At 61.0% G+C, this 20,400-nt stretch carries 13 protein-coding genes; 5 read left to right on the plus strand and 8 right to left on the minus strand.

Features of this window, described 5'->3' with window-relative positions:
* Positions 1-14 precede the first annotated feature (14 nt).
* Positions 15-443 (plus strand): peptidylprolyl isomerase, encoded by a 429-nt coding sequence (locus KBC96_05720; GenBank protein ID MBP6963888.1) that lies wholly within the window; start codon positions 15-17, stop codon positions 441-443.
* Between the two features lie 149 nt (positions 444-592).
* Here KBC96_05720 and KBC96_05725 read toward each other — a convergent pair whose 3' ends face one another.
* From KBC96_05725 to KBC96_05755, 7 genes are all read right to left on the minus strand, one after another.
* Positions 593-3,328, minus strand: coding sequence for a beta-galactosidase (locus KBC96_05725; protein ID MBP6963889.1), 2,736 nt, complete (start codon positions 3,326-3,328; stop codon positions 593-595).
* Positions 3,325-4,530, minus strand: coding sequence for a universal stress protein (locus tag KBC96_05730; GenBank protein MBP6963890.1), 1,206 nt, complete (start codon positions 4,528-4,530; stop codon positions 3,325-3,327). Before KBC96_05730 ends, KBC96_05725 begins: the two co-directional genes overlap by 4 nt.
* 4 nt (positions 4,531-4,534) lie before the next feature.
* Positions 4,535-6,358: an APC family permease gene (locus tag KBC96_05735; protein MBP6963891.1), complete on the minus strand. Its 1,824-nt coding sequence runs from the start codon at positions 6,356-6,358 to the stop codon at positions 4,535-4,537.
* A gap of 127 nt (positions 6,359-6,485) precedes the next feature.
* Entirely contained in the window at positions 6,486-8,348 is a 1,863-nt protein-coding gene (locus KBC96_05740) for an APC family permease (protein MBP6963892.1), read from the minus strand.
* A gap of 319 nt (positions 8,349-8,667) precedes the next feature.
* A complete protein-coding gene (locus KBC96_05745; protein MBP6963893.1) occupies positions 8,668-10,062 on the minus strand; it encodes a glycine--tRNA ligase in 1,395 nt (464 codons plus the stop codon).
* 244 nt (positions 10,063-10,306) lie between these two features.
* Positions 10,307-10,798: a hypothetical protein gene (locus tag KBC96_05750; protein MBP6963894.1), complete on the minus strand. Its 492-nt coding sequence runs from the start codon at positions 10,796-10,798 to the stop codon at positions 10,307-10,309.
* A 60-nt stretch (positions 10,799-10,858) separates the two neighbouring features.
* Complete coding sequence (locus tag KBC96_05755) at positions 10,859-11,245, minus strand: RidA family protein (GenBank protein ID MBP6963895.1); 387 nt, start codon at positions 11,243-11,245, stop codon at positions 10,859-10,861.
* Positions 11,246-11,491: 246 nt separating this feature from the next.
* Between KBC96_05755 and KBC96_05760 the strand changes: the two genes are divergently transcribed.
* Both KBC96_05760 and KBC96_05765 read left to right on the plus strand, forming a co-directional pair.
* On the plus strand, positions 11,492-14,368 hold the full coding sequence (locus KBC96_05760) for a PQQ-binding-like beta-propeller repeat protein (protein MBP6963896.1): 2,877 nt from the start codon (positions 11,492-11,494) through the stop codon (positions 14,366-14,368).
* A gap of 135 nt (positions 14,369-14,503) precedes the next feature.
* On the plus strand, positions 14,504-15,559 hold the full coding sequence (locus tag KBC96_05765; GenBank protein ID MBP6963897.1) for a trypsin-like peptidase domain-containing protein: 1,056 nt from the start codon (positions 14,504-14,506) through the stop codon (positions 15,557-15,559).
* 5 nt (positions 15,560-15,564) lie between these two features.
* Here KBC96_05765 and KBC96_05770 read toward each other — a convergent pair whose 3' ends face one another.
* Positions 15,565-15,813 carry a response regulator transcription factor gene (locus KBC96_05770; protein MBP6963898.1) on the minus strand — a complete coding sequence of 83 codons (249 nt, stop codon included), beginning with the start codon at positions 15,811-15,813 and terminating at the stop codon, positions 15,565-15,567.
* Between the two features lie 236 nt (positions 15,814-16,049).
* Between KBC96_05770 and KBC96_05775 the strand changes: the two genes are divergently transcribed.
* Both KBC96_05775 and KBC96_05780 read left to right on the plus strand, forming a co-directional pair.
* Entirely contained in the window at positions 16,050-17,996 is a 1,947-nt protein-coding gene (locus KBC96_05775; GenBank protein MBP6963899.1) for a hypothetical protein, read from the plus strand.
* A complete protein-coding gene (locus KBC96_05780) occupies positions 17,993-20,002 on the plus strand; it encodes a hypothetical protein (GenBank protein MBP6963900.1) in 2,010 nt (669 codons plus the stop codon). The genes KBC96_05775 and KBC96_05780 overlap by 4 nt, the downstream gene beginning before the upstream one ends.
* Positions 20,003-20,400: the final 398 nt, after the last annotated feature.

Raw genomic sequence — 20,400 nt, forward strand, 5'->3', positions numbered from 1 at the left:
AGGAGGACTAGCTGATGGTAAAGGCCAGTAGCGGCAATAGAGTAAAGGTAGACTACACCGGCAGGCTCGACGACGGCACGGTGTTCGACTCATCCGAGGGGCGCGAACCCCTGGAGTTCACCCTCGGCGAGGGACAGGTGATCCCCGGATTTGATGACGGCGTGACCGGCATGGAGATCGGCGCGACGAAGACGATCACGATTCCGTCAGATAAAGCATACGGCCCGCACGATGATGACCTCGTAGCGGAGATAGACCTGACCTCGTTCCCGCCGGACTGCGAGCTGGCCGTGGGAGACATGCTGCGACTCCAGCAGCCCGACGGTCAGGAGATCGCGGCGACGGTGACCGACATCACGGAGAAGACCGTGACGCTGGACGCGAATCACCCGCTGGCGGGGCAGAACCTCACGTTCGACGTGACGCTGGTGGAGATAGCGTAAGTGTAGAGCGCGAAATGAAAGACCGCCCAGTCCTGAGTAGCGACAGCGTATCGAAGGACGGTCAGGTCCAGCCAGAGGGTGTGCTACGAGGCCGCCCTTCGATACGCGCTCCAGAGAGCGCACTCAGGGCTGGACGGTGGTGGTGACGTTCACCGGCCGGCGGTTGTTCCAAACACTTCCCACTTGGGCAGGCTGTTGATCTCATCCTCCATCGCGAGCCACGGCTGGGGATGGTCCTTCGTCCGGGCGCAGAAGAGGTAGACGGGCACCCCGGGCTTCTCGTACGTCTCGCCCGGCCTGAGCATCTTACCCACCTTCACCCGCGCGTCCGAGTGCTCGTTGCCGTCAGCATCCTTCCAGAAGTAGACCTCGAGGCCGGACGACGGCCTGCCCACGATTCCGTATGACGCGCCGACTTCGTTGTCCGTCCAAGCCGCCGTGCCGCTGATGCCCGGTGGGTCGGGCTCGTCGCCGTCGCTGCTCCCGCCGATTGCCGAGTTTGGATGGTAGAAGTAGCTGCCGAGCTTCCACGGACGGGAGTCGGTGTTCTTGAGCGACAGGAACTGCGCGGTGAACCACTGCGAGCCGGGTTGAGACTCGATCGCATAGGTCGTCTGGTAACCGAACGGGCCGGACACTGCGTCCTTAGGCACATCGTTTGAGAGCGTGACCTCCCAACGCTGACACAGGCTGCCCGTCCAACTCCGCACTTCCTCGGAGGCGTTCGGCCTCTGCCACCACGTGCCCCCCGCGCTCTGCTGGATCATAGCGTCTAGGGAGCCGATCTCCGTGTCGCCGAGCCTGATCGAGTCCACAAGTCGCGGATTCCATCGAGACACGGTCATGCGCAAGTCGCCCGAACCCCTACCGACGGAGTCCATGCTCTGCGCCTCGATCAACCGGGCTGCATCTCTGTCCTCGGGATCGCACAGCTCCACGCGATAGGTTATGCAGGCTCCAAGCCAGGTTTGAGCCGCGAACACCAGTTGATCGGCCGCCGTGACATCCCCGGAACGGTCGAGATCGAGTATCTCGGCCTGCACCGTCTTCCCGTCTCCGTACACGACTCGGAGACCCCGCGGCTTTACAGGGACGGGCATGACGGCTACGAGGGCAGACAGCGGAACGGATACCACGCGCATCTGCTTCTCCTCGGGATCGGCGATTCGGGCATCAATGGAGTACACGCCGATCTCGGCGATGCCCACGCCGGGAAACTGTCCCGCAGGCGGGGGGACATGGACGAATCGCGAAAACTTGTTGTCGCCGAGGTTGACCTCAACGAGTCTGCCGCCCGGGTCCGCTTCGGCACGGACATAGTGCGCGCCGGGGGCGAGCGAGACGCGCAGCCCCACATCCAAGGACGCGCCGGGGCCGAGGCGGATCACCCTGGTGTACTTCTTATCGTCAACGGTGACGCGAAGCAGTGTCCTCGCAGGGAGCGCGCCCGAGTTCGCGACCTGAAGTGCCAGCCGCTTGCCGTCATCGGATGCGTCGATGGTTCTGATTCCGACATCGGCGGTCTTGCCGGAGTGGATGTCGTACGCGAGAGGATTCACGCGGGCGACGGCCTCGGTGAAGATCTCCCAGACATCGTCGTTCACGTCCACCAGGCCGTAGTTGCTGTCCTCCGGGAAGTTCGGATGGATGCCGAGCGCGGGCTCGTCCACCCACATGAAGTAGTCGCTCCCGACCATGAACGGCAGGGCGAAGAACGTCTTCTGGTAGACCTCGAAGCACTTCGCCTTGTCGGCCTGGGTGCGGACTCTCATACCCGCGCCGTGGACCGACGGCAGGCCCGCATCGAGCGCCGGGAAGCTCCACTCTGTGACCATCATCGGGCGCTTGCACTCGCCGTGCCACTTGGAGAGCGTCTCCTCCAGGCCGATCGGGACCAGCTTGTCGAGATCAACCTGGCCGTAGATGTTGAAGCTCACGATGTCGCAGTACTTGCCCGCGATGTCCCAGACGGGCGGCGCGTTGCCCGCGAACCGGCAGCCAAGGATCATGTGGTTCGGATCGGCCTTGCGGATGGCGGCGGTGGTGATGGAGAAGTATTTCTCGGCGCAGAGCCGCAGGAACTCGATCTTGTCGGCAATGACCGCCTCATTCGCCTGCTCCTTCCATTCCACCGAGGCCAGGGCGTCGTCCCAGCTATTGAGCGACGTGCCCCACGCAGCGTTCAGCTTCTCGATGGTCGGGTACTTCTTCTTGAGCACGCCGACCAGCGCCTTCTTGCCTTCATTCGCCGCAGGACACTTGATCGCCTCGGTGGCGACTCCGGTGTCCGAGCCGTCCTTGCCGAACCACTCGAGCTCGTTGTCTATGAACCAACCGAAGAGCCACGGATCATCCTTGCTCGGCGCGCATTCCTTCTGCGCCTTCTCCTCGCAGTGCTTCAAGAACGCTGGGTTGAAGACGTTCGGATAGCCGGTCCAGTGGACTTTCGGCACGATGGAATCCTTGCCGGCATACTCCGAGCCCATCCCGAGGAAGCCCATGTAGGCGAGTCCCCTGCCACGCGTCGACGGCGAGTTGTTCGCGCCGAGGGCGTTGAACCCCCACTGCTTCAAGCGGTCGGTCGCCGACTTCGCCCAGGCAGATTCGTCGTCGCTGAACTTCTCGCGGACGTTTCGGGCGTAGGGGGCGTATCCAAGCGATTCACACCAGTGGACATTATAGTTGCAATGGTCGGTGCCGACGGCATAGAAAGCGGCCCCGGTCGGATCGAAGCACCACCAGCGACCGCTTGTCTGTTCGACGCGGAAGAAGCCGGTCGCCTTTGATGTCACGCCCTTGTATCCGCCGTACTCCGAACGGTCAGCACAGTATGCGGTGGAGACTACACCAGCAGCGACTATCAGGGCGATCGAGAGCCTTATCATGGCTTATTCTCCTTAGGCGGACAGATGATGATCACATCCGCCGGAGCTTCCCTGCAGATCGCGCCGACGGTCTGATCTCGAGTGAACGACTGATCGAGCTGTGATCGTTCGTAGGATACGGCTATCGAGATAGGCTTCGAGGCGGCGGCGTGCCTGGCGATGCCTTCCATCGCGTCGCGGGAGCGCATGAGGACCCGCCTCACGGGAAGGCGATACTGCTTCAGGGAGCGCTCGGCCTCGTCGAAGATCGCGGCGGCCTCGCGTTCCTGTTCGGGCATTGAGGCGTCGAGAGACATCGCCCTCGGAACTGAGATCACGTAGAGCAAATCCACGTCAATCCCCGTCTCCGACGCCTGCCTTCCGACAAAATGCACGCCCGTCCGCCATGAGCCGACCATAGGGAAGAGCACGGTGGGGGTCGTGTCCTGTCGCTCGGAAGCGACACAGATCACTGCCGATTCGCAGTGCACGTCGCGACATGCGGCCCCGAAGATATCCTGCTGCATTGACGCGGCCGCGAAATCAGCTTCGTCGAATGCCATCACCAAGAGCCTCGTCCCGCTCTCTGCCGCGAACCTGGCGGCGCCCTCCACGGCTACCCGCGCCCTGGTGCTCAGCTTCCGGGTCGCGAATCCGTGATCTCTAAGAATGGCCTCCCCCTCGGACAGCACCCGCTCCGCCCTCTTCTCCGCATCGGGCAGAGGAACGCCGAGCGGTTGGGCGCGGGGCACCTCGATCACGTACAGGAGGTGGATATCGGCCTTCAGCTTCGCCGCCTGAGCGACCGCGTAGTCAGCGGCTCTGCGCCAGTCGCCGACTAACGGCATGAGCACGACCGGCCTGCGCTGAGCGGAAGGCAGAGCCTCAGCGCCGCTGACGGCGAGCGAGGCCCGGGCCTCTTCAACGGTCGCCGCCAGCGGCAGTCCCGACCGAATCCCCGGCACGCCGCTGATCTCGCGAATAATATCCGCTGAGAGTCCGGCGACGACCACGCGCGCATTCTGCGACTCGATGTACTCGCTGGCATCGAGAAAGGTGCGGGCTCCAGCCTGAGTAACTTCAGTCAGGTTGCCACCGTCCACGATCACGCCGGCCGGGTGGCGCTTGAGAAGGAGACTCACCACGGACTTCAGCGCCGGCCAGTGATTCTCGGTCAGCATGCCGCGCAGGATTATGACATCGCCCTTCGATTGTATGATCATCCGGCTATCTCTCCAGGTAGTAGCGCACGTTGGCGGTGATGATGTCGCGCCGGAAGAGCAGCGCGATCTTCAGGAGGAACCCCGACTGGTTGTGAAGTATCTTGTGCCACCATTTCGCGGGAACGAACTCCGGGACTACCACGGTCACGCGGTGATTATTCCGCTCGACCTTGACCTCCTCGAGATACTCCATCAGCGGGGCAAGAAGTGACCTGTAAGGCGATTCCAGAATGACAAGCGGGATTCCTCCACCCCATCGGTCCCAGCGTTCGATCATCAGCCGCGTGTCAATCGGGTCGGTCTCGATATGGATCGCTCGCACGTCGCCGGACATCGTCTGCGCATACTCCAGCGCGGGCAGTACTCCTCTGTGCAGGGATGGCGTGAGCACGATCACTGTGTTCTTCATCGGCACGAAGCTGTCATCGTCGGTCAGCCGCAGTTGGTCACCCAACGATACGTAGTGATCGTGCATCTTCACGAGAAGATACACGATCAGCGGGATGAGCACGATTACAATCCACGCGCCGCCCATGAACCTCGTCACACCGACAACCAACGTGACCCCCCCGGTCACGACCGCGCCGATCAGGCTTATCACCGCGCCGCGCCGCCAGCCGTCATGACGTTCCCGAGCAGCGTGCTTGACCATGCCGGCCTGCGAGAGCGTGAACGAGAGGAACACGCCCACGGCGTACAGCGGTATCAGCTTGTGGGTATCGCCCCTGAACAGTACGATGAGCGCGGCAGCCATCAAGGAGAGTAACAGGATCGCGTTAGAGAATACCAGCCGGTCGCCAACGTTGTAGAGTTGTCTCGGCATATAGCGGTCGCGCGCCATGACGGAAGCCAGCCAAGGGAAGCCGGCGTAGGCGGTGTTGGCCGCAAGAATCAGGATAGCTACCGTAGCTATCTGAAGCACATAGTAGAACTTTGTCGTGCCAAAGACCGCCCGCGCGATCTGCGATATGACCGTCTGATCGTGGACGGGAATGACGCCTGTCTTCCACGCAACCCAATTCGTGCCTATGAACATGATGCTAAGGATCACCGCCATCGTGGTGAGAGTAGTAGCGGCATTCCGACTCTCGGGCGGTCTGAAGTTCGGCACGGCGTTGCTGATCGCCTCGGTACCCGTCATGATCGCGCACCCTCCTGAGAATGCGCGGAGTATGAGGAACAGAGTGAGGCCCTGAACCGCGGGGGGGTGCATCTGACTGCTCGGCACGAAGAGACCGCCGGTCTCGAGGCGGTATATGCCCACAACCACCAACGTGATCATGCTCGCGATGAACACGTAGGTGGGCATGGCGAAAAGCAGGCCCGACTCGCGCACGCCTCTCAGGTTGCCGAGCGTGATAACGGCGATTCCCACGATGCCCAGGTGCACGCGGTACTCAACGAACTCAGGAAACGCCGATATGAGCGCCGACACCCCGGCGGCGATGCTGACCGCAACCGTCAGAGTATAACCTACGACGAGAGAGGCGCCGGCGACAAGGCCATACCCCGTGCCGAGGTTTTCCTTGGCTACCGTGTATGCTCCACCGCCGGAGGGATATGCGTGGATGGTCTGACGATATGAGGTCGCCACTATCGCCAAGAGCGTCACGATGGCGATGGACAGCCACATGAACGAAGGAGAGTGAATGGCGATGGTTCCCGCAAGGACGAGCACGATTAGCAGTTCCTCGCCCGAGTAGGCTACCGACGAGAGCGCGTCGGACGCAAGAATCGGGAGGGCGAGGATTTTCGGCAGACGTTCATGCACGGCCCGCCATGAGGGCAGGGGGGTGCCAATCAGCAGCTTTCGAACGAGGTTCCACATCGAATGCTCGTGTCTCGGTCTCGCCGATGCGCGGATGGCGCGTGTAGATACACACGTCGGCGCTGGACCGCAATCCCATGATAACCGACCTCAAACGTCCGAGGCAAGCCGCGCTTCTGATGAGCCGTTATTCGGAGAGATAGTAGCGCAGGTTGGCGGTCACAATATCCCTGCGGAACAACAGGGCGATCTTCAGCATCATGCCGGACTGATTGTGAAGCAGCTTGTGCCACCACTTCGCGGACACAAACTCCGGTATGACGACAGTGACCCTGTAGTTCTCCCTCTCGCCCTTGACCTCGTCAAGATACTCCAGAAGCGGGCCTATAAGCGACCTGTAAGGCGACTCAAGAATGACGAGCGGAATGCCACCACCCCAGCGGTCCCAACGTTCTATCATCAACTGCGTATCGAGCGGGTCGGTCTCGAGATGAATCGCGCGAACGTCGGCGGACAGCGATTTCGCGTACTCGAGCGCGGAGAGCACCCCTTTGTGGACCGAGGGGGTCAGCACGAGCACGGTGTTCTTCGTCACCTCGAACGAGTCCTCGTCGCTGAGCCTGAGCTGCCTGCCGACGGCAATGTAGTGCCTGTGAATCTTCCAGAAAACGAGGACGAGCAGGGGGATCAGGATGATGACGATCCACGCACCCTCGACGAACTTCGTCACGGATAGTACGACCGTAACGATCGCGGTGGCGACGGCACCGACGATGCTCAGTGCGGCCCTGGTGCGCCAACCGGGCTCGCGCAGCCTTCGGAAACGCACGGCCATGCCGTACTGCGAGAGTGTGAACGACAGAAAGACCCCAACCGCGTACAGCGGGATCAACGCGTGGGTGCTGCCGCGGAACACGACGATGAGCAGCCCCGCAAGCGTAGACAGAAGGAAGATGCCGTTCGAGAAGACCAGGCGGTCGCCGACGTTGTAGAGCTGTCTGGGCATGAAGCGGTCCCGCGCCATGATGGACGCCAATCTCGGGAAGCCTGCATAGCTCGTGTTGGCCGCCAGCAGAAGAATGACCACCGTCGCCCACTGGACCAGATAGTAGAACCACGTGGTCCCGAAGGTCGCCCGCGCAATCTGGGATACGACGGTTTCGTAGGACCGGGATGCGTCTTCGTGACTGACCGGGATCACCCCGCTATGGTAGGCGAGGAAACTGATGCCCGCGAAGAGCAGGCTGAGTATCACCGCCATGATCATCAGGGTGATGGCCGCATTGCGGGCTTCCGGCGGTTTGAAGGCTTGGACTGCGTTGCTGATCGCTTCCGTGCCGGTCATGGCGGTACATCCGCCAGAGAACGCCCTGAGGATGAGGAAGAGCGTGAACGCATGCACGACGGGAACAGACTGCACCTCACTGGCCGTATGGGCCACTATTCCCGCAGTCGAGACCCGATACACTCCGACCGCGATGAGCATGAGCATGCTGATCACGAACACATAGGTCGGCAGCGCGAACAGGAAACCGGATTCGCGAACGCCTCTGAGGTTGCCGATCGTCAGGAGTGTGACGCCCAATAACGCCAGCAGCACCAAATGATGCTCGTAGGCCGGGTACGCGGAGACAAAGGCGGCTACACCCGCCGCAATACTGACTGCCACCGTCAGGGTGTAGTCTATGGTCAGCGCAGAACCCGCGATGAGGCCGGGGGTGTCGCCAAGGTTGTCCTTGGCTACTATGTACGCTCCACCGCCCGAGGGATAGGCGTAGATCGTCTGCCGATAGGACGTGGCAACTAGCCAGAGCAGTGCCACAATCGCAAGGGACACATACGCGACCGTGGGCGAGGTGAGTACCGTGGGGCCGGCAAGCACCAGGATCAGCAGGATTTCTTCCGTTGCATACGCCACGGAAGACAGCGCATCGGACGCGAATATCGGAAGCGCCAAGACCTTGGGCAGCCGCTCGTGAACGGCTCGCCAGGTGGGCAAAGGAGCGCCTACCAGTATCTTCCTGATCGAAGCCCAGACTCCGGACTGCATTCGTCACTCTCCTGCGCTGTCTTCTGAGAGATGCATGGGCTCCGGTTTCGCCGTCATCGCCGTATACCGGAAAACACTGATAGATAATAACGCCCCGCGCCGGATACTGCAATAGACAGAAGGCGCGAAAAAAAGCCCGACTGCGCTATGCAGTCGGGCTCAGTCCTGTGCGCCGGCATCCTGCCGGCAAATCCGCCACGAAAGGAGCAAAGATGATGACTCTTGTTCGATCAGCAGGATCTGGTTGGTACTTGTCGTCACCTGCTACCTGTGATACGGGTCTCAGAGCCGTTTGGTTCCCGGAACGACTCCTGACACGCTAGGCGCATTCATCCATCTTGTCCCTGAGCCAGTTCTTGACCTGCGGGAGGGAGACGCGCACCTGCTCCATCGTGTCCCGGTCGCGGATAGTAACCGCCTGGTCCTCCAGGGTATCAAAGTCAACCGTGATGCACCAGGGAGTACCGACCTCATCCTGGCGGCGGTATCGGCGTCCGATGCTTCGGGCCTCATCGTAGTCGGCGCTGTAGCACTTGCTGATCTCCCTGCAAAGATCCTGCGCGACCTCGGGGAGTCCGCCCTTCTTCGCAAGCGGAAGGACCGCGGCCTTGTACGGAGCGAGTCTCGGGTTCAGACGCAGGACGGTCTCGACCTCGGCGCCGGCATCACCCCGACCACCTTCGATCTCCTCGTAGGCATCAGATAGGAACGCGAGGAGAGTACGGTCAACCCCGCCGGACGGCTCGATCACGTAGGGCACGACGCGCTCATTCGTGGTCTCGTCGAAGTAGCTGAGGTCCTTTCCGCTCTCATCCATGTGCGCCTTCAGGTCGAAATCCGTGCGGTTGGCGATCCCCTCCAACTCGCTCCAACCGATCGGGAAGAGATACTCCACGTCGGAGCAGGCCCGGGCGTAATGCGCCAGTTCGTCCTCGCCGTGGGGCCGAAGACGGAGGTTCTCCTTCTTGATGCCGTGCTTCACATACCAGTTGAACCGCTCATCGAGCCAATAGTTGTACCACTGCTCGGCTTCTTCTGGGCGGGTGAAGAACTCTATCTCCATCTGCTCGAACTCGCGGGTCCTGAACGTGAAGTTGCCGGGGGTGATCTCGTTGCGGAACGACTTGCCGATCTGCGCGATGCCGAACGGGAGCTTCTTGCGCGTGGCCGCCTGGACGTTCTTGAAGTTGACGAAGATGCCCTGCGCAGTCTCAGGGCGCAGGTAGACGACCGCCGCGCTGTCCTCGACCGGGCCCATGAAGGTCTTGAACATGAGATTGAACTGGCGCATCGAAGTCAGTTCGCCGCCGCATTCCGGGCACTTCATGCCTTCGAGCGCCTTCTCCAGGTCCTTGAGCTGCTCGGCGGTGCGTTCGACAGCGTCTTCTTCTTTCGCCATGGACTCGACCAGGTGGTCGGCGCGGAACCGGCGCTTGCACTTTTTGCAGTCAACCATCGGGTCGTTGAACGACGTGATGTGTCCGCTCGCCTTCCAGACATCCGGGTGCATGAGGATCGCTGCATCAAGGCCGACCATGTCGTCGCGCTCCTGGACGATCGCCCTCCACCATGCGGCCTTGACGTTGTTCTTGAGCAGGACGCCGACGGGTCCGTAATCCCAGGTGGAGCCGATGCCCCCGTATATCTCGCTCGAAGGGAAGATGATCCCCCTCCGCTTGCACAAACCTACTATGCTTTCCATCTTGTCGGCCATGTTGTTCCTCGGGCGAGTGGAGTATTGGAGTGGTGGAGTACTAGAGTCCATCACCGGGGACATTATACGGGAAGGAGGAGAGGCACTTCAAGGAGCCGGGCGATTGCGGGTCGGCGGCGTGCCTCGGCCCAGGCGACTGAAGTCACGGCTAGAAGGGCACGAAGTCCACCTCCGTGGACTGGGATCTGTAGTGTCCGAAGGGACACTACGTGTAGTCGTTGCCGCGGTTTCAACCGCCGGGGAACTAAGATGTGGTTCTAGTTTGTATGTCTTGAACGAACTCGTGGGGGTCTTCGGGACTGATGACGTACTTCCTACCGGCATCGATCAGCACGGTGCGATGACCGTTCGTGATCTCAGCGAAGAAGCTGCCGATGTCCTTGTTCCAGAACCAACCGGAGGCGCTGAATAGCCCTCCCACTCCGAACGTGCGCAGGGTCGTGAACGAGGATAGCTTCACAGGACAGACATCGAGTATCTTGGCGACCGGTATCGGGATGTCCCTGAACGGCCAACCTCGAACGATGACAAGAGAGTCATCCGTCAGGTCATACCGCTTCGGGGCGATCTGCCAGCAGGTCCAGATGAGGATCAGCAGGAATGCGGCGACCAGGAGTGTCCCGCGTTCAGCAGGCTGCACGACTCCCCATACGACGAAGGCCACGGTCAGTACGCACACCAACAGCGTGACTATCTTCATGAACAGATCCATCGGCGCAACATCGTAGGTTTTCATCTCATTTGTCTCCGATTCTATCCTATGAGATGCACAGGTCGGCCGCCAACGCCCAACACCCTACTCCCCCACCCACGCAGTCGCCTCGATCTCGACGCGGACTTCCTTCGGCAGGCGGGCGACCTGGACCGTCGCGCGGGCGGGCGGCTCGGAGCTGAAGTACCGGCCGTAGACCTCGTTCACGGCGGCGAAGTCATCCATGTCGGCCAGGAAGATGGTGGTCTTGACGATATCCTCCATCGTCGCGCCGGAATCATCGAGTATCGCGCGGATGTTCCGCATCACGCGGTCGGACTGCTGGGACACATCACCCTCGACAAGCTCACCAGACGCAGGGTCAAGCGGTATCTGCCCGGAGATGAAGATGAACCCCCCTGCCCTCACGCCCTGGGAGTAGGGCCCGATGGCGGCAGGAGCTCTCGGCGTTTTGATCGGCTGTTTCGGCATTGTCGTCGCTCCTCCTGTGTCTTCATTCGTTCCACGGTATTGTTTCGACGGAGACACGAAGAGTCCTCTTGCGGGATATTCGCGCATGAGAGGAGTTGCAGCAGTCGTTAACAGTTGACAGAATCGCGAAAGTCGTGTACTCTTTTTGTGATATTCCCTCTCCCCCAGGGTATCCTCGGGCGCCGCCGGGCTCCGATCCCTAGCAGTCGCTTCAAAGGCATCATACGCGAGGAGGTTTTTCCACCCATGAAGAGATCATCCGCGCTATCCGCAACAGTCGTTTCAGGCCTGGCGCTCGTCACGCTGTGCGGCTGCGCGTTCGGCGCGCTGGCAGACTCCCCTTGGCCGATGTTCCGGCACGACCTGTATCACTCGGCGAGAAGCCAGTACCCGGCCCCGACGCCGACCGGCACTCCGTGGAAGTACTACATCGGCGGGAGCCTGCTCTCGTCGTGCGCGGTCGGAACGGACGGTACGGTGTACGTAGGCGGGAGCACTTATCTCTACGCCATCAACTCGAACGGCACGCTGAAGTGGCGGTCGTCGATCGGGTCGAGTACGCGTTCTAGCCCCGCCATCGGAAGTGACGGCGTGATCTACATCGGCTCCGGCAACAACAAGCTGTATGCCTTCAATTCGAACGGCACCCAGAAATGGGCCTATACGACGGGCGGCGGCATCCAGAGCAGCCCCGCCATCGGCCCGGACGGGACGGTGTACTGCGGATCGTCCGATGGATACCTGTACGCACTGAACGCCACCGGCACCTTGAAGTGGCGTAGAACTATCGGCGGATGCGCCATGACTTCGCCGGCTGTGGCGTCGGACGGCACGATATACATCGGTGGCAGCAACCAGTGCCTCAACGCAATCAACCCCAATGGCACGGTCAAGTGGCAGTACCAGACCGGTGCGAACGTATCGTCAACGCCCGCTATCAGCCCCGACGGATCGCGGATATATGTCAGTTCGCTCGACCTCAACCTCTACTGCATCAGTTCGGCCGGGGCCAAGATATGGAACTTCGCGATCATACAGCTCGCCTCGAAGACCCCTTCATCGCCCGCTCTCGGCCCGGACGGCACGATCTACATCGGCAGCAACGACAACAAGTTGTTCGCCGTGAACCCGGACGGCACCGAGAAGTGGCACTACACGACCGGCTTCGACGTCCGCTCGTCACCCGCAGTCGGCGCCGACGGCACGATCTATTTCGGAGCCTGGGATGGTTTTCTCTACGCACTGAACCCCGACGGGACAAGGAAGTGGTGGCATCTCACCCAGGGCAGCATCTTCTCGTCACCGGCGATAGACGGTACCGGCAGTGTCGTCATCCCCTCTTGGGACGGTTACGTGTACGGCAACCTCAACCACAACGTGGCTACCACGACTCCGCCGGCCAATCTGCAGGCGACGCCCCTCTCCGAGTCCAGCGTGCAACTCGACTGGATTGACATGTCGGGCGACGAGTTTGGTTTCCGAGTCGAGAAGAAAGTGCCCGGCGGCGAGTACATGTTTGTCACGAATCTTGCGGCCGGCACGCAGACATACACGGTAACCGATCTCCAATCAGGGCAGCCGTACCTTTTCACCGTAGCGGCTTACCAGGAGGGCGGATTCGCGTACTCCAACGAGGCTTCGGCCGTCACGCTCGGCGTGCGCGCCCCATCCGACCTCGAAGTCGTGGCTGTATCGGGAACGCAGATAGATCTCAACTGGGTGGACAACTCTTCGGACGAAATCGGGTTCAAGATCGAGAGAAAGACCGGGAATGTCGGCGTATTCCGCGAGATCGCCACCGTCGCCGCCGGCGCCACCTCATACAGCGACATGAGCGTCAACCCGGCTCAGGACTACTACTACCGGGTGAGGGCAGCCAGTCCCACCGGACAATCCACATACTCCAACGAGGACTGGGATGCATCCGACGGGAGGGACTACGGCGAGATAGCAACACACAGCACTACGCGGCCGCAGATGTGCCTGACGTTCGATGCAGGAACGCAGAACGTCCGCACGGGAATACTGGACATCCTGAGACAGTACGGAGTCAAGTGCACGTTCTTCGTCACGGGCGAGGTCGCGCAGATGACGCCCGCGTTCTGGCAGATAGCCACCAACGACGGGCATCAGGTATGCAACCACAGTTGGGAGCACCCCAACTTCACGGACCTGACCGACGACTTGATACGAAAGCAGCTCCGCGACTGCGACGAGTTCGTGTACAATCTCACCGGCAACCGGACCAGGCCGTTCTTCCGTGCACCGTTTGGGGCACGAGATTCCAGAGTGCTCCAGGTCGCGGCTGAGGAGGGCTACCGTCACGTGTTCTGGACGGTGGACACCGGCGATGCCGGATGGCTTGCGCCCACCTCGGAGATCATCCAGCGGACGCTCTCGAATGCACAGAACGGCGCGGTGATACTTTATCACTGCACGCTGGAGACGACGGAGAACTCCATCGCCACAGTAGTCCCGACGCTTCTGGCGCAAGGCTATGAGCTGGTCACGGTCGGCGAGCTGGTCGCGCCGAACGAGATCGCGATGCCGCCGATGCCCGCCGGATGGAGCCTGATGTCGCTGCCCATCGAGCCCGCGCATCCGACACCACCGGTCGTGATGAAAGGCGTCAACTACGACGGCAACCTCTACAACTGGGACAATGAGACGCAGAGCCTGGGGCAATACGACGCAATGACGAGCGCGGCTTTCGGGCCGGTCAGCCCGGACTACGGTTACTGGCTCGACTCACCGACCGAACCTGTGCTAAGAGTGAGCGGCAGGCTGCAGACTACTGCGAGAACGATCATGCTTCCGCACGCGTACCTGAATCCGAGCGGCGCATGGACGATCATCGGTTACCCGTTCCTGACGGCGCAGGGATGGGGCAACTGCGAAGTGTTCAACCCGAACGCCGCCGAGCCACAGACGCGGTCGCTGGCCGAGGCGCGCGACGCCGGCTGGGTGTCAAGCACGCTGTACGGCTGGGACACCTACACGCAGGGTCTCTATGAAATCGGCCTGGATGACGACTGGGCCGTGTACAACGAACTCGAACCGTGGCATGGGTACTGGATGGTGACTTACGCCGACGACCTGAGGCTGATCATACCTCCGCCGTAGGCGGATCTGGTCTGACGACACACGGAACGGGGAGGCCGCATGAGCGGCCTCCCCGTCTGGCGTCGGCATGAAACCCCAGACTCCCGCCAATCGTACAGATAGAGTGAATCGAATCATCCAGTTGAGGTGGCTGACATGAAGATAAGACCGACGAGAACCCTCTGCACCGCCGCGTTGGTGACGGCACTCATCGCGACACCGACGGCAGCGCTGACCGCCGTGCCCGAGGTGAGCGCGGAGTCGCAGTCAGCCGTCGTGAAGGCCGTGCAGACGGTTGGCCCGGCGGTTGTCAACATTGACACGGTCACCCGCCCCAGGCTAACCGTGTTCTCCGAGTTCTTCGGCGAACCCCAACCTCAGCAGGGCCAAGGCTCCGGGTGGGTTTTCGACGGGGCGAGCGGCTACATCGTTACGAACGAACATGTGATCCACGGGGCCGACCAGGTCACCGTCACCATGCCGGACAAGAAGCAGTACGAGGCAAAACTAGTCGGCCGAGACAGGACAAGCGACATCGCAGTGCTGAAGATCGAGGCGAAGGGCCTGCCGTCGGCGAAGCTCTCGGTCAACGGCGACCCGGTTATCGGCTCCTGGGCTATAGCAATCGGCAACCCGTTCGGATTCCAGAGCACGGTTACGGTAGGGGTTATCAGCGCAACGGGAAGGCGCTTGAAGGCACCGGACGGTCGGGAGATGGAGAACCTCATTCAGACCGACGCGGCGATCAACCCAGGGAACTCCGGCGGCCCACTGTGCGACATTGACGGCAAGGTGGTGGGCATGAACACAGCAATAATCCCCTACGGTCAAGGACTCGGGTTTGCCATCTCGTCCGATACGATCGGAAGGGTCGTGCCGGAGTTGATAAAGAACGGCAGGGTCATCCGCCCGTGGGTCGGGTTCGTCTATGCCGATGCGAGCCCGAGGCTGGCAAGATACCTGCGAGTCCAGTACACGGAAGGCGTGATCATCCAGGTCTACCGAGGCTACGCCGGAGAGGAAGCCGGCCTTCGGACCGGGGATATCATAGTCGAGGCAGCCGGAAAACCGATAAAGGCCGTCGGCGAACTCGACGAGATCGTGCAGAACCTGAAGATAGGCGACCGACTGGCGCTCGTCGTCGTTCGAAATGGGGCCAAGACAAGAGCGACTGTGATCGTGGGAGAGATGCCTCCCGATGCGCAGGGCTGAGGCCATCAGTTGGCGGGAGGGGCTTCCACCAGACCCATCTGAGCGGCTCGCAGGATGGCCTGGACCCGATTGGACACGTTCAACTTCTCAAATATCCTGCACAGGTGATAGTCAACCGTCCGCTTACTGACGAACATCATGTCCGCCACTTCCTGGGTAGACTTGCCCTGAAACAGCAGGGACAGGACTTCCACTTCGCGCCGGGTGAGTTCGCATTCGTCCGGGCGGGATTCCTGAGACAGCACAGTCGCCATATCGAGTAGCTCCTCTAAGGTTCTTCAACGCGGTATCGGGCCGAGACCCGCTTACACCTTGTGGTGAGCACTCCATTGCGTCTTGCGCATCCTCAACCATATCCTTACCACTTTTTCCCGATTCCTAATCCTCATTCCGGCCTGAATTGTGGTATTTCAGCGCAACAATAGTGCAGTGAAACCCGTCTATCCTGTAGAAACTCACATGGACACAACTTTTCAGAAGAGGAGAAACCATGCGATACATCGCCGCTCTGCTGTTGGTTCTGGTTACGACCGGGAGCGCCGCAACCCAGACCGCCGTCGAGAAGCCTGACCCCCGACTGGACCAGAAGGTAACGCTCGAAGTGAGCCACGAGAAGCTCGAGGACGTCTGCAAGCAGCTCACCGATCAGACCGGGGTTACCATCAAGGCGGGAAGCGGAGAGCGCGACTGGAAGGTCCGGGAGCGGAGAGTCACAATCGAGGCGATGGACATCGAACTCGGAACGCTGATGAAGGAGATATCGAAGCTGCTCGGGTTCTACCTCTCGAGGAGCGGCAAGGAGGATGAGTGGGCGTACCTCTACTGGCAGGACCTGAAGGCACGCACTCTGGAGTCCGAGATGCTTAGCGCCGAGAAGGAAGCCGCCGCTCAACGCGCCCGGAAGATGTGCGAGTCGGCGATCAGTCAAGCCACTGACGCCCTGAAGCTCACGCCGGAGGAGGCGCTCAAGAAGAAGAGCGAGGATCCGCTCCTCGCCTATATGGGCGGAACCAAGTCCGGAAGGGGATGGGCGCAGTTGCTGTCGTCGCTCGGCAACTTCCCGACCGAGAAGGAACTGCTAATGCGCGGCCAGCGGGCCGTTATCAGCTTCGATTCCTCTCCCCCGGGTATGCAGGAAGCGGCGATCGACGCCGCATCAGGCGGAATCGTCGCCGGTCAGGCGAGGGATGGACAAGGACCTGCCCTAACCGATCTCGTTCCCTACCAGTTCGGTATCCTCCCGGTAAGCCAGACGGACAACTACGAGGCCGGGGTGCTCGGTCTCAACGGACTGGTCGTTATCACCGGCCTGAAGCCCGGCGACCCACCCGCCAGTAGCGACGGCCCGCTCGGCCTGGGAAACCCAATGGGAATGTTCCTGATTGCTGATCCGGATGCCAGGATCTGCGACATGGTCGGGCGATTCCTCTTTGAGATTGATGCCGGCGCGAGCACTGATGAGGCCGGCAAGAAGTTGAACGAGGAACTGCAGAGCCCGGAGATGCTCGCCTCGCTGCTCCAAGAGGATTCGCCGACGGAGACGACGCCGCCGACCGATCCGAGGATGACTCGCGAAGTCGAGATAGACAAGGAGGTTGTCCCCGCCGTCGCCGGCGTGCCCGGTGAACTGAGCGACACACCGGAGAACACGGGGAAGACGCTGGCGTTGATATCCAAGGCCATCGGAGCCCCGGTGATGCTGGAGTCATTCCCCAGGTTGCTGCCCCCATCGTTGTTCATCCGTCCGGGCAAGCAGCCGCTGTATAAGGTACTCATCGGCCTGGAGAAGACAGGGTTCACCTGGGAACTCGACGACGATGCGCTTCGAGTACGCCCGCGCGACTGGGCGCTCCGCAGATCGTACGAGATCCAGGAGGGCTATCTGGCTTATTATAGGGATTTGCTCGCCAAGCAGGGCATGCTCACTCTGGACGATGTGGGTAAGATTGCATTGGATCTCACCGACGGGCAGATCGGGAACACGCTGCTTGCAGACCCCGACTTCATGTGGATGAACCTCGTCTTCGGAGACCTTACCGAGGGAAAGAACATCCTACGCTTTTACGCGTCGCTGACCGCTCAGCAGAAGTCGGCTCTCAGGACTGAGGCTGGATTGCCGTTCTCACAACTCACGACGGAGCAGTGGGACCGAGTCGGCAGCGCGATCTCCAACGCGCTCGGTGGCGTCTACGTGCAGGATGGAAGCGTGCTCTTGAAGCCGGACTTGAATGCGGCGGAGACGCAGGGATCGGTGCATCACTATGATTTCCAGATCAGCGTTCAGGTAGCAGATGAGACGGAACTCCGCGTCCTGCCCAACCGGATAACGATCTACGGCAAGAGAGGGATCGAGTTGCTGAAGAAGCAACGGGATGAGATGACGGCGGCGAGGAAGAAAGCCGCCGAGGAGAAGCAGAAGAAGGAGGAGCCAGAGTGAGCATTGGACGCACGATCGCACGATGTCTGGGGGTAGTCCTGCTGGCAGCGATGCTGGCGGGCGGAACATTCGGGGCTAATGCCGTGACGGACAACGCCGATCCCCGGCTCGACAAGAAGGTCACCATCGCGGTGGTCCATACGAAGCTGGATGACGTTGTGAAGCAGCTTTTCGAGCAGTCGGGAGTCGAGATCAAGGCCGGGACGGGAGCGCGCGACTGGAAGGTCCGGGAGCGGAAGGTCACGATCGAGGCGAAGGACGTCACTCTCAGGATACTCCTGGATGAAGTCTCGAAGCTGCTCGGGTTCTACATCTCGAAGAGCGGCAAGGAGGGAGAGTGGGCGTACACCTACTGGCAGGATCTGAAAGCCCGCCAACTCGAGTCCGAGATGCTGAGTGCGGCGCGCGAGCAGGTTGCACAGCGGTCGGTCGCAATGCGCCAGGGCGCGCTAGACAGCGCATTGGAGGCGCTGAAACTCTCGCCGGAGGAGGCGCTGAAAGAAAAGGATAAGGATCCATGGACGGCTTACCTCGGCGGGACGAAGGCCGGACGAGGATATGCTCAGATGCTCGACTACATGGCGAACAACTTCCCAGTCGAGCGCGACCTCATGCTCCGAGGCAAGAAGACGACGATTTCACTGGAGAACCTCCCGCCGAATCTGCAGCAGGCGGCCAAGGATGTCACGATGGGCGGGTACATGGCCTTCGCGGGCACGTCCGGGCAGATGAACCAGGAGGCTAAGGACATGTTCGCGAGCCTAACTCCCAGTCAGCTCACCATAATGCCGATGACGGCATTCGGCGGCGATCAGGACATGGCTGCGGCCGGCTTCGGCGGGATGGTAGTGATCAACGCGAGACTCCCTGAAGAACTCGGCGGCAAGATGGGGCCCGAGATGGATTCGATGTTCGGCGGAATCCCGATGGGCATGTTCCCTCTGGCTCGCTCGGACTCGCTGATGGGCAACCTGTCCGGCAAGATGCTCCTTGCGGTCGAGGAAGGGATGAAGGCAGAGGAGATTGGCAAGTTCATTCAGGAGCAGATGAGCAGCCCGGATCTCTTCGCCGATACGCTCGCGCGGGAATCTCCGACCGAGAAAGAACTGCCTACCGATCCGGAGTTCATGAGAGAGGTGGAACTAGATGAGCTCCCGAAGGTGGACATAACGAAGGGCCTCAGCAACCTCCCCGAATCGATCGGCAAGGAAGTGATCGCGGTGTCCAAGGCGATCGGGAAGCCTGTACTGCTCGAGTCGTTCGTCGGATCGATGCCGATGGGCATGTTTCTCAAGTCGGGCAAGCAACCTCTCTACCGAATCCTGGTCGGCATGGAGAAGGCCGGGTACGTCTGGACGCTGGGCGACAGTACTCTGAGACTCCGGCCGGACGACTGGGCGCTTCAGCGCTCCTACGAGATTCCGGAGAGCACAATCGCCAGGTATCGTGATATCCTGCAGAAGAACGGCGAGTTCTCCCTGGACGATCTGGGCGACCTGGCAACCGAGCTTACCGACGATCAGATCACCAACACGATGATGGAGATGCCGGAGTTCAGGTTCCAGATGCTGAGCATGCAGTCCGGTTTCGGGGAAGGAAGCAGGGAGATACTCCGGCTCTACGGCAGCATGTCCGACCAGCAGAAGGGCGCGCTCAACGCGGACGCAGGTCTCGGCTTCGCGCAGTTGAGCGGCCCGCAGTGGGACCGGCTGAGCGCGATCATCAGCGACGAACTCGGCGGTATCTATATCATGGACGGCGGAATCCGTTTGACGAAGCCGGAGGCGGGCGCAAATGGGTCCATTTACACATTCAGTTTCACTATCCTGGCAGCCCAGGAAGCCCAACCGAGGACTTTCTCGAAGTCAGTCACGATACTCGGCAGGGCGATGCTCGAGCAGATGCAGAGGTCCGTCGAAGACGCCAAAGAGAAAGCCGAGGCAGACAAGGATGCCCGAGACGCTCAGAATGGGACCGATGGGCCGCCCGAGTCCCTTGACGAGTAGCGACGGGACCGAATAGCCCGACTGCGCACGGCTATCGGGCTCTTAGTGGGTGGGGGTGATGGGGAACATCGGAATCCGAGCGTCCAATATGTGAAGCGGGCGACCCTTGGTGTGTCGCCCAGCCGGATCGCAGATGGAAGGTAGGAGTTCACGATCACTGGCGATCCCTTCTCATACCCCTCATCCCAAGCGCAGCGAGGAATCCGACCCGAGATTCTGCGTTTCGCTCAGACCGACCACGCGACCCGCAATCGTGAACTGCGTCAATCGAAGGTCACTCCTGCTGGAGTGTGTACATTTGTTTTGGGCTCGTGTCTCGCGGACTTGATTTTCATCACTATGCCGCCAGCGCTTCCAGGGCTTTCTGGCGGGCGCGCTTCGCCTTCTGCGCGCGCTCC

The organism is Armatimonadota bacterium (genome assembly GCA_017993055.1).
In the GTDB taxonomy this organism is placed as follows: domain Bacteria; phylum Armatimonadota; class UBA5829; order DTJY01; family DTJY01; genus JAGONM01.

Coding starts and splice junctions, on each gene's coding strand:
- KBC96_05720 (MBP6963888.1), top strand. CDS start 15: ATGGTAAAGGCCAGTAGCGGCAATAGAGTAAAGGTAGACTACACCGGC.
- KBC96_05725 (MBP6963889.1), bottom strand. CDS start 3,328: ATGATAAGGCTCTCGATCGCCCTGATAGTCGCTGCTGGTGTAGTCTCC.
- KBC96_05730 (MBP6963890.1), bottom strand. CDS start 4,530: ATGATCATACAATCGAAGGGCGATGTCATAATCCTGCGCGGCATGCTG.
- KBC96_05735 (MBP6963891.1), bottom strand. CDS start 6,358: ATGTGGAACCTCGTTCGAAAGCTGCTGATTGGCACCCCCCTGCCCTCA.
- KBC96_05740 (MBP6963892.1), bottom strand. CDS start 8,348: ATGCAGTCCGGAGTCTGGGCTTCGATCAGGAAGATACTGGTAGGCGCT.
- KBC96_05745 (MBP6963893.1), bottom strand. CDS start 10,062: ATGGCCGACAAGATGGAAAGCATAGTAGGTTTGTGCAAGCGGAGGGGG.
- KBC96_05750 (MBP6963894.1), bottom strand. CDS start 10,798: ATGAAAACCTACGATGTTGCGCCGATGGATCTGTTCATGAAGATAGTC.
- KBC96_05755 (MBP6963895.1), bottom strand. CDS start 11,245: ATGCCGAAACAGCCGATCAAAACGCCGAGAGCTCCTGCCGCCATCGGG.
- KBC96_05760 (MBP6963896.1), top strand. CDS start 11,492: ATGAAGAGATCATCCGCGCTATCCGCAACAGTCGTTTCAGGCCTGGCG.
- KBC96_05765 (MBP6963897.1), top strand. CDS start 14,504: ATGAAGATAAGACCGACGAGAACCCTCTGCACCGCCGCGTTGGTGACG.
- KBC96_05770 (MBP6963898.1), bottom strand. CDS start 15,813: ATGGCGACTGTGCTGTCTCAGGAATCCCGCCCGGACGAATGCGAACTC.
- KBC96_05775 (MBP6963899.1), top strand. CDS start 16,050: ATGCGATACATCGCCGCTCTGCTGTTGGTTCTGGTTACGACCGGGAGC.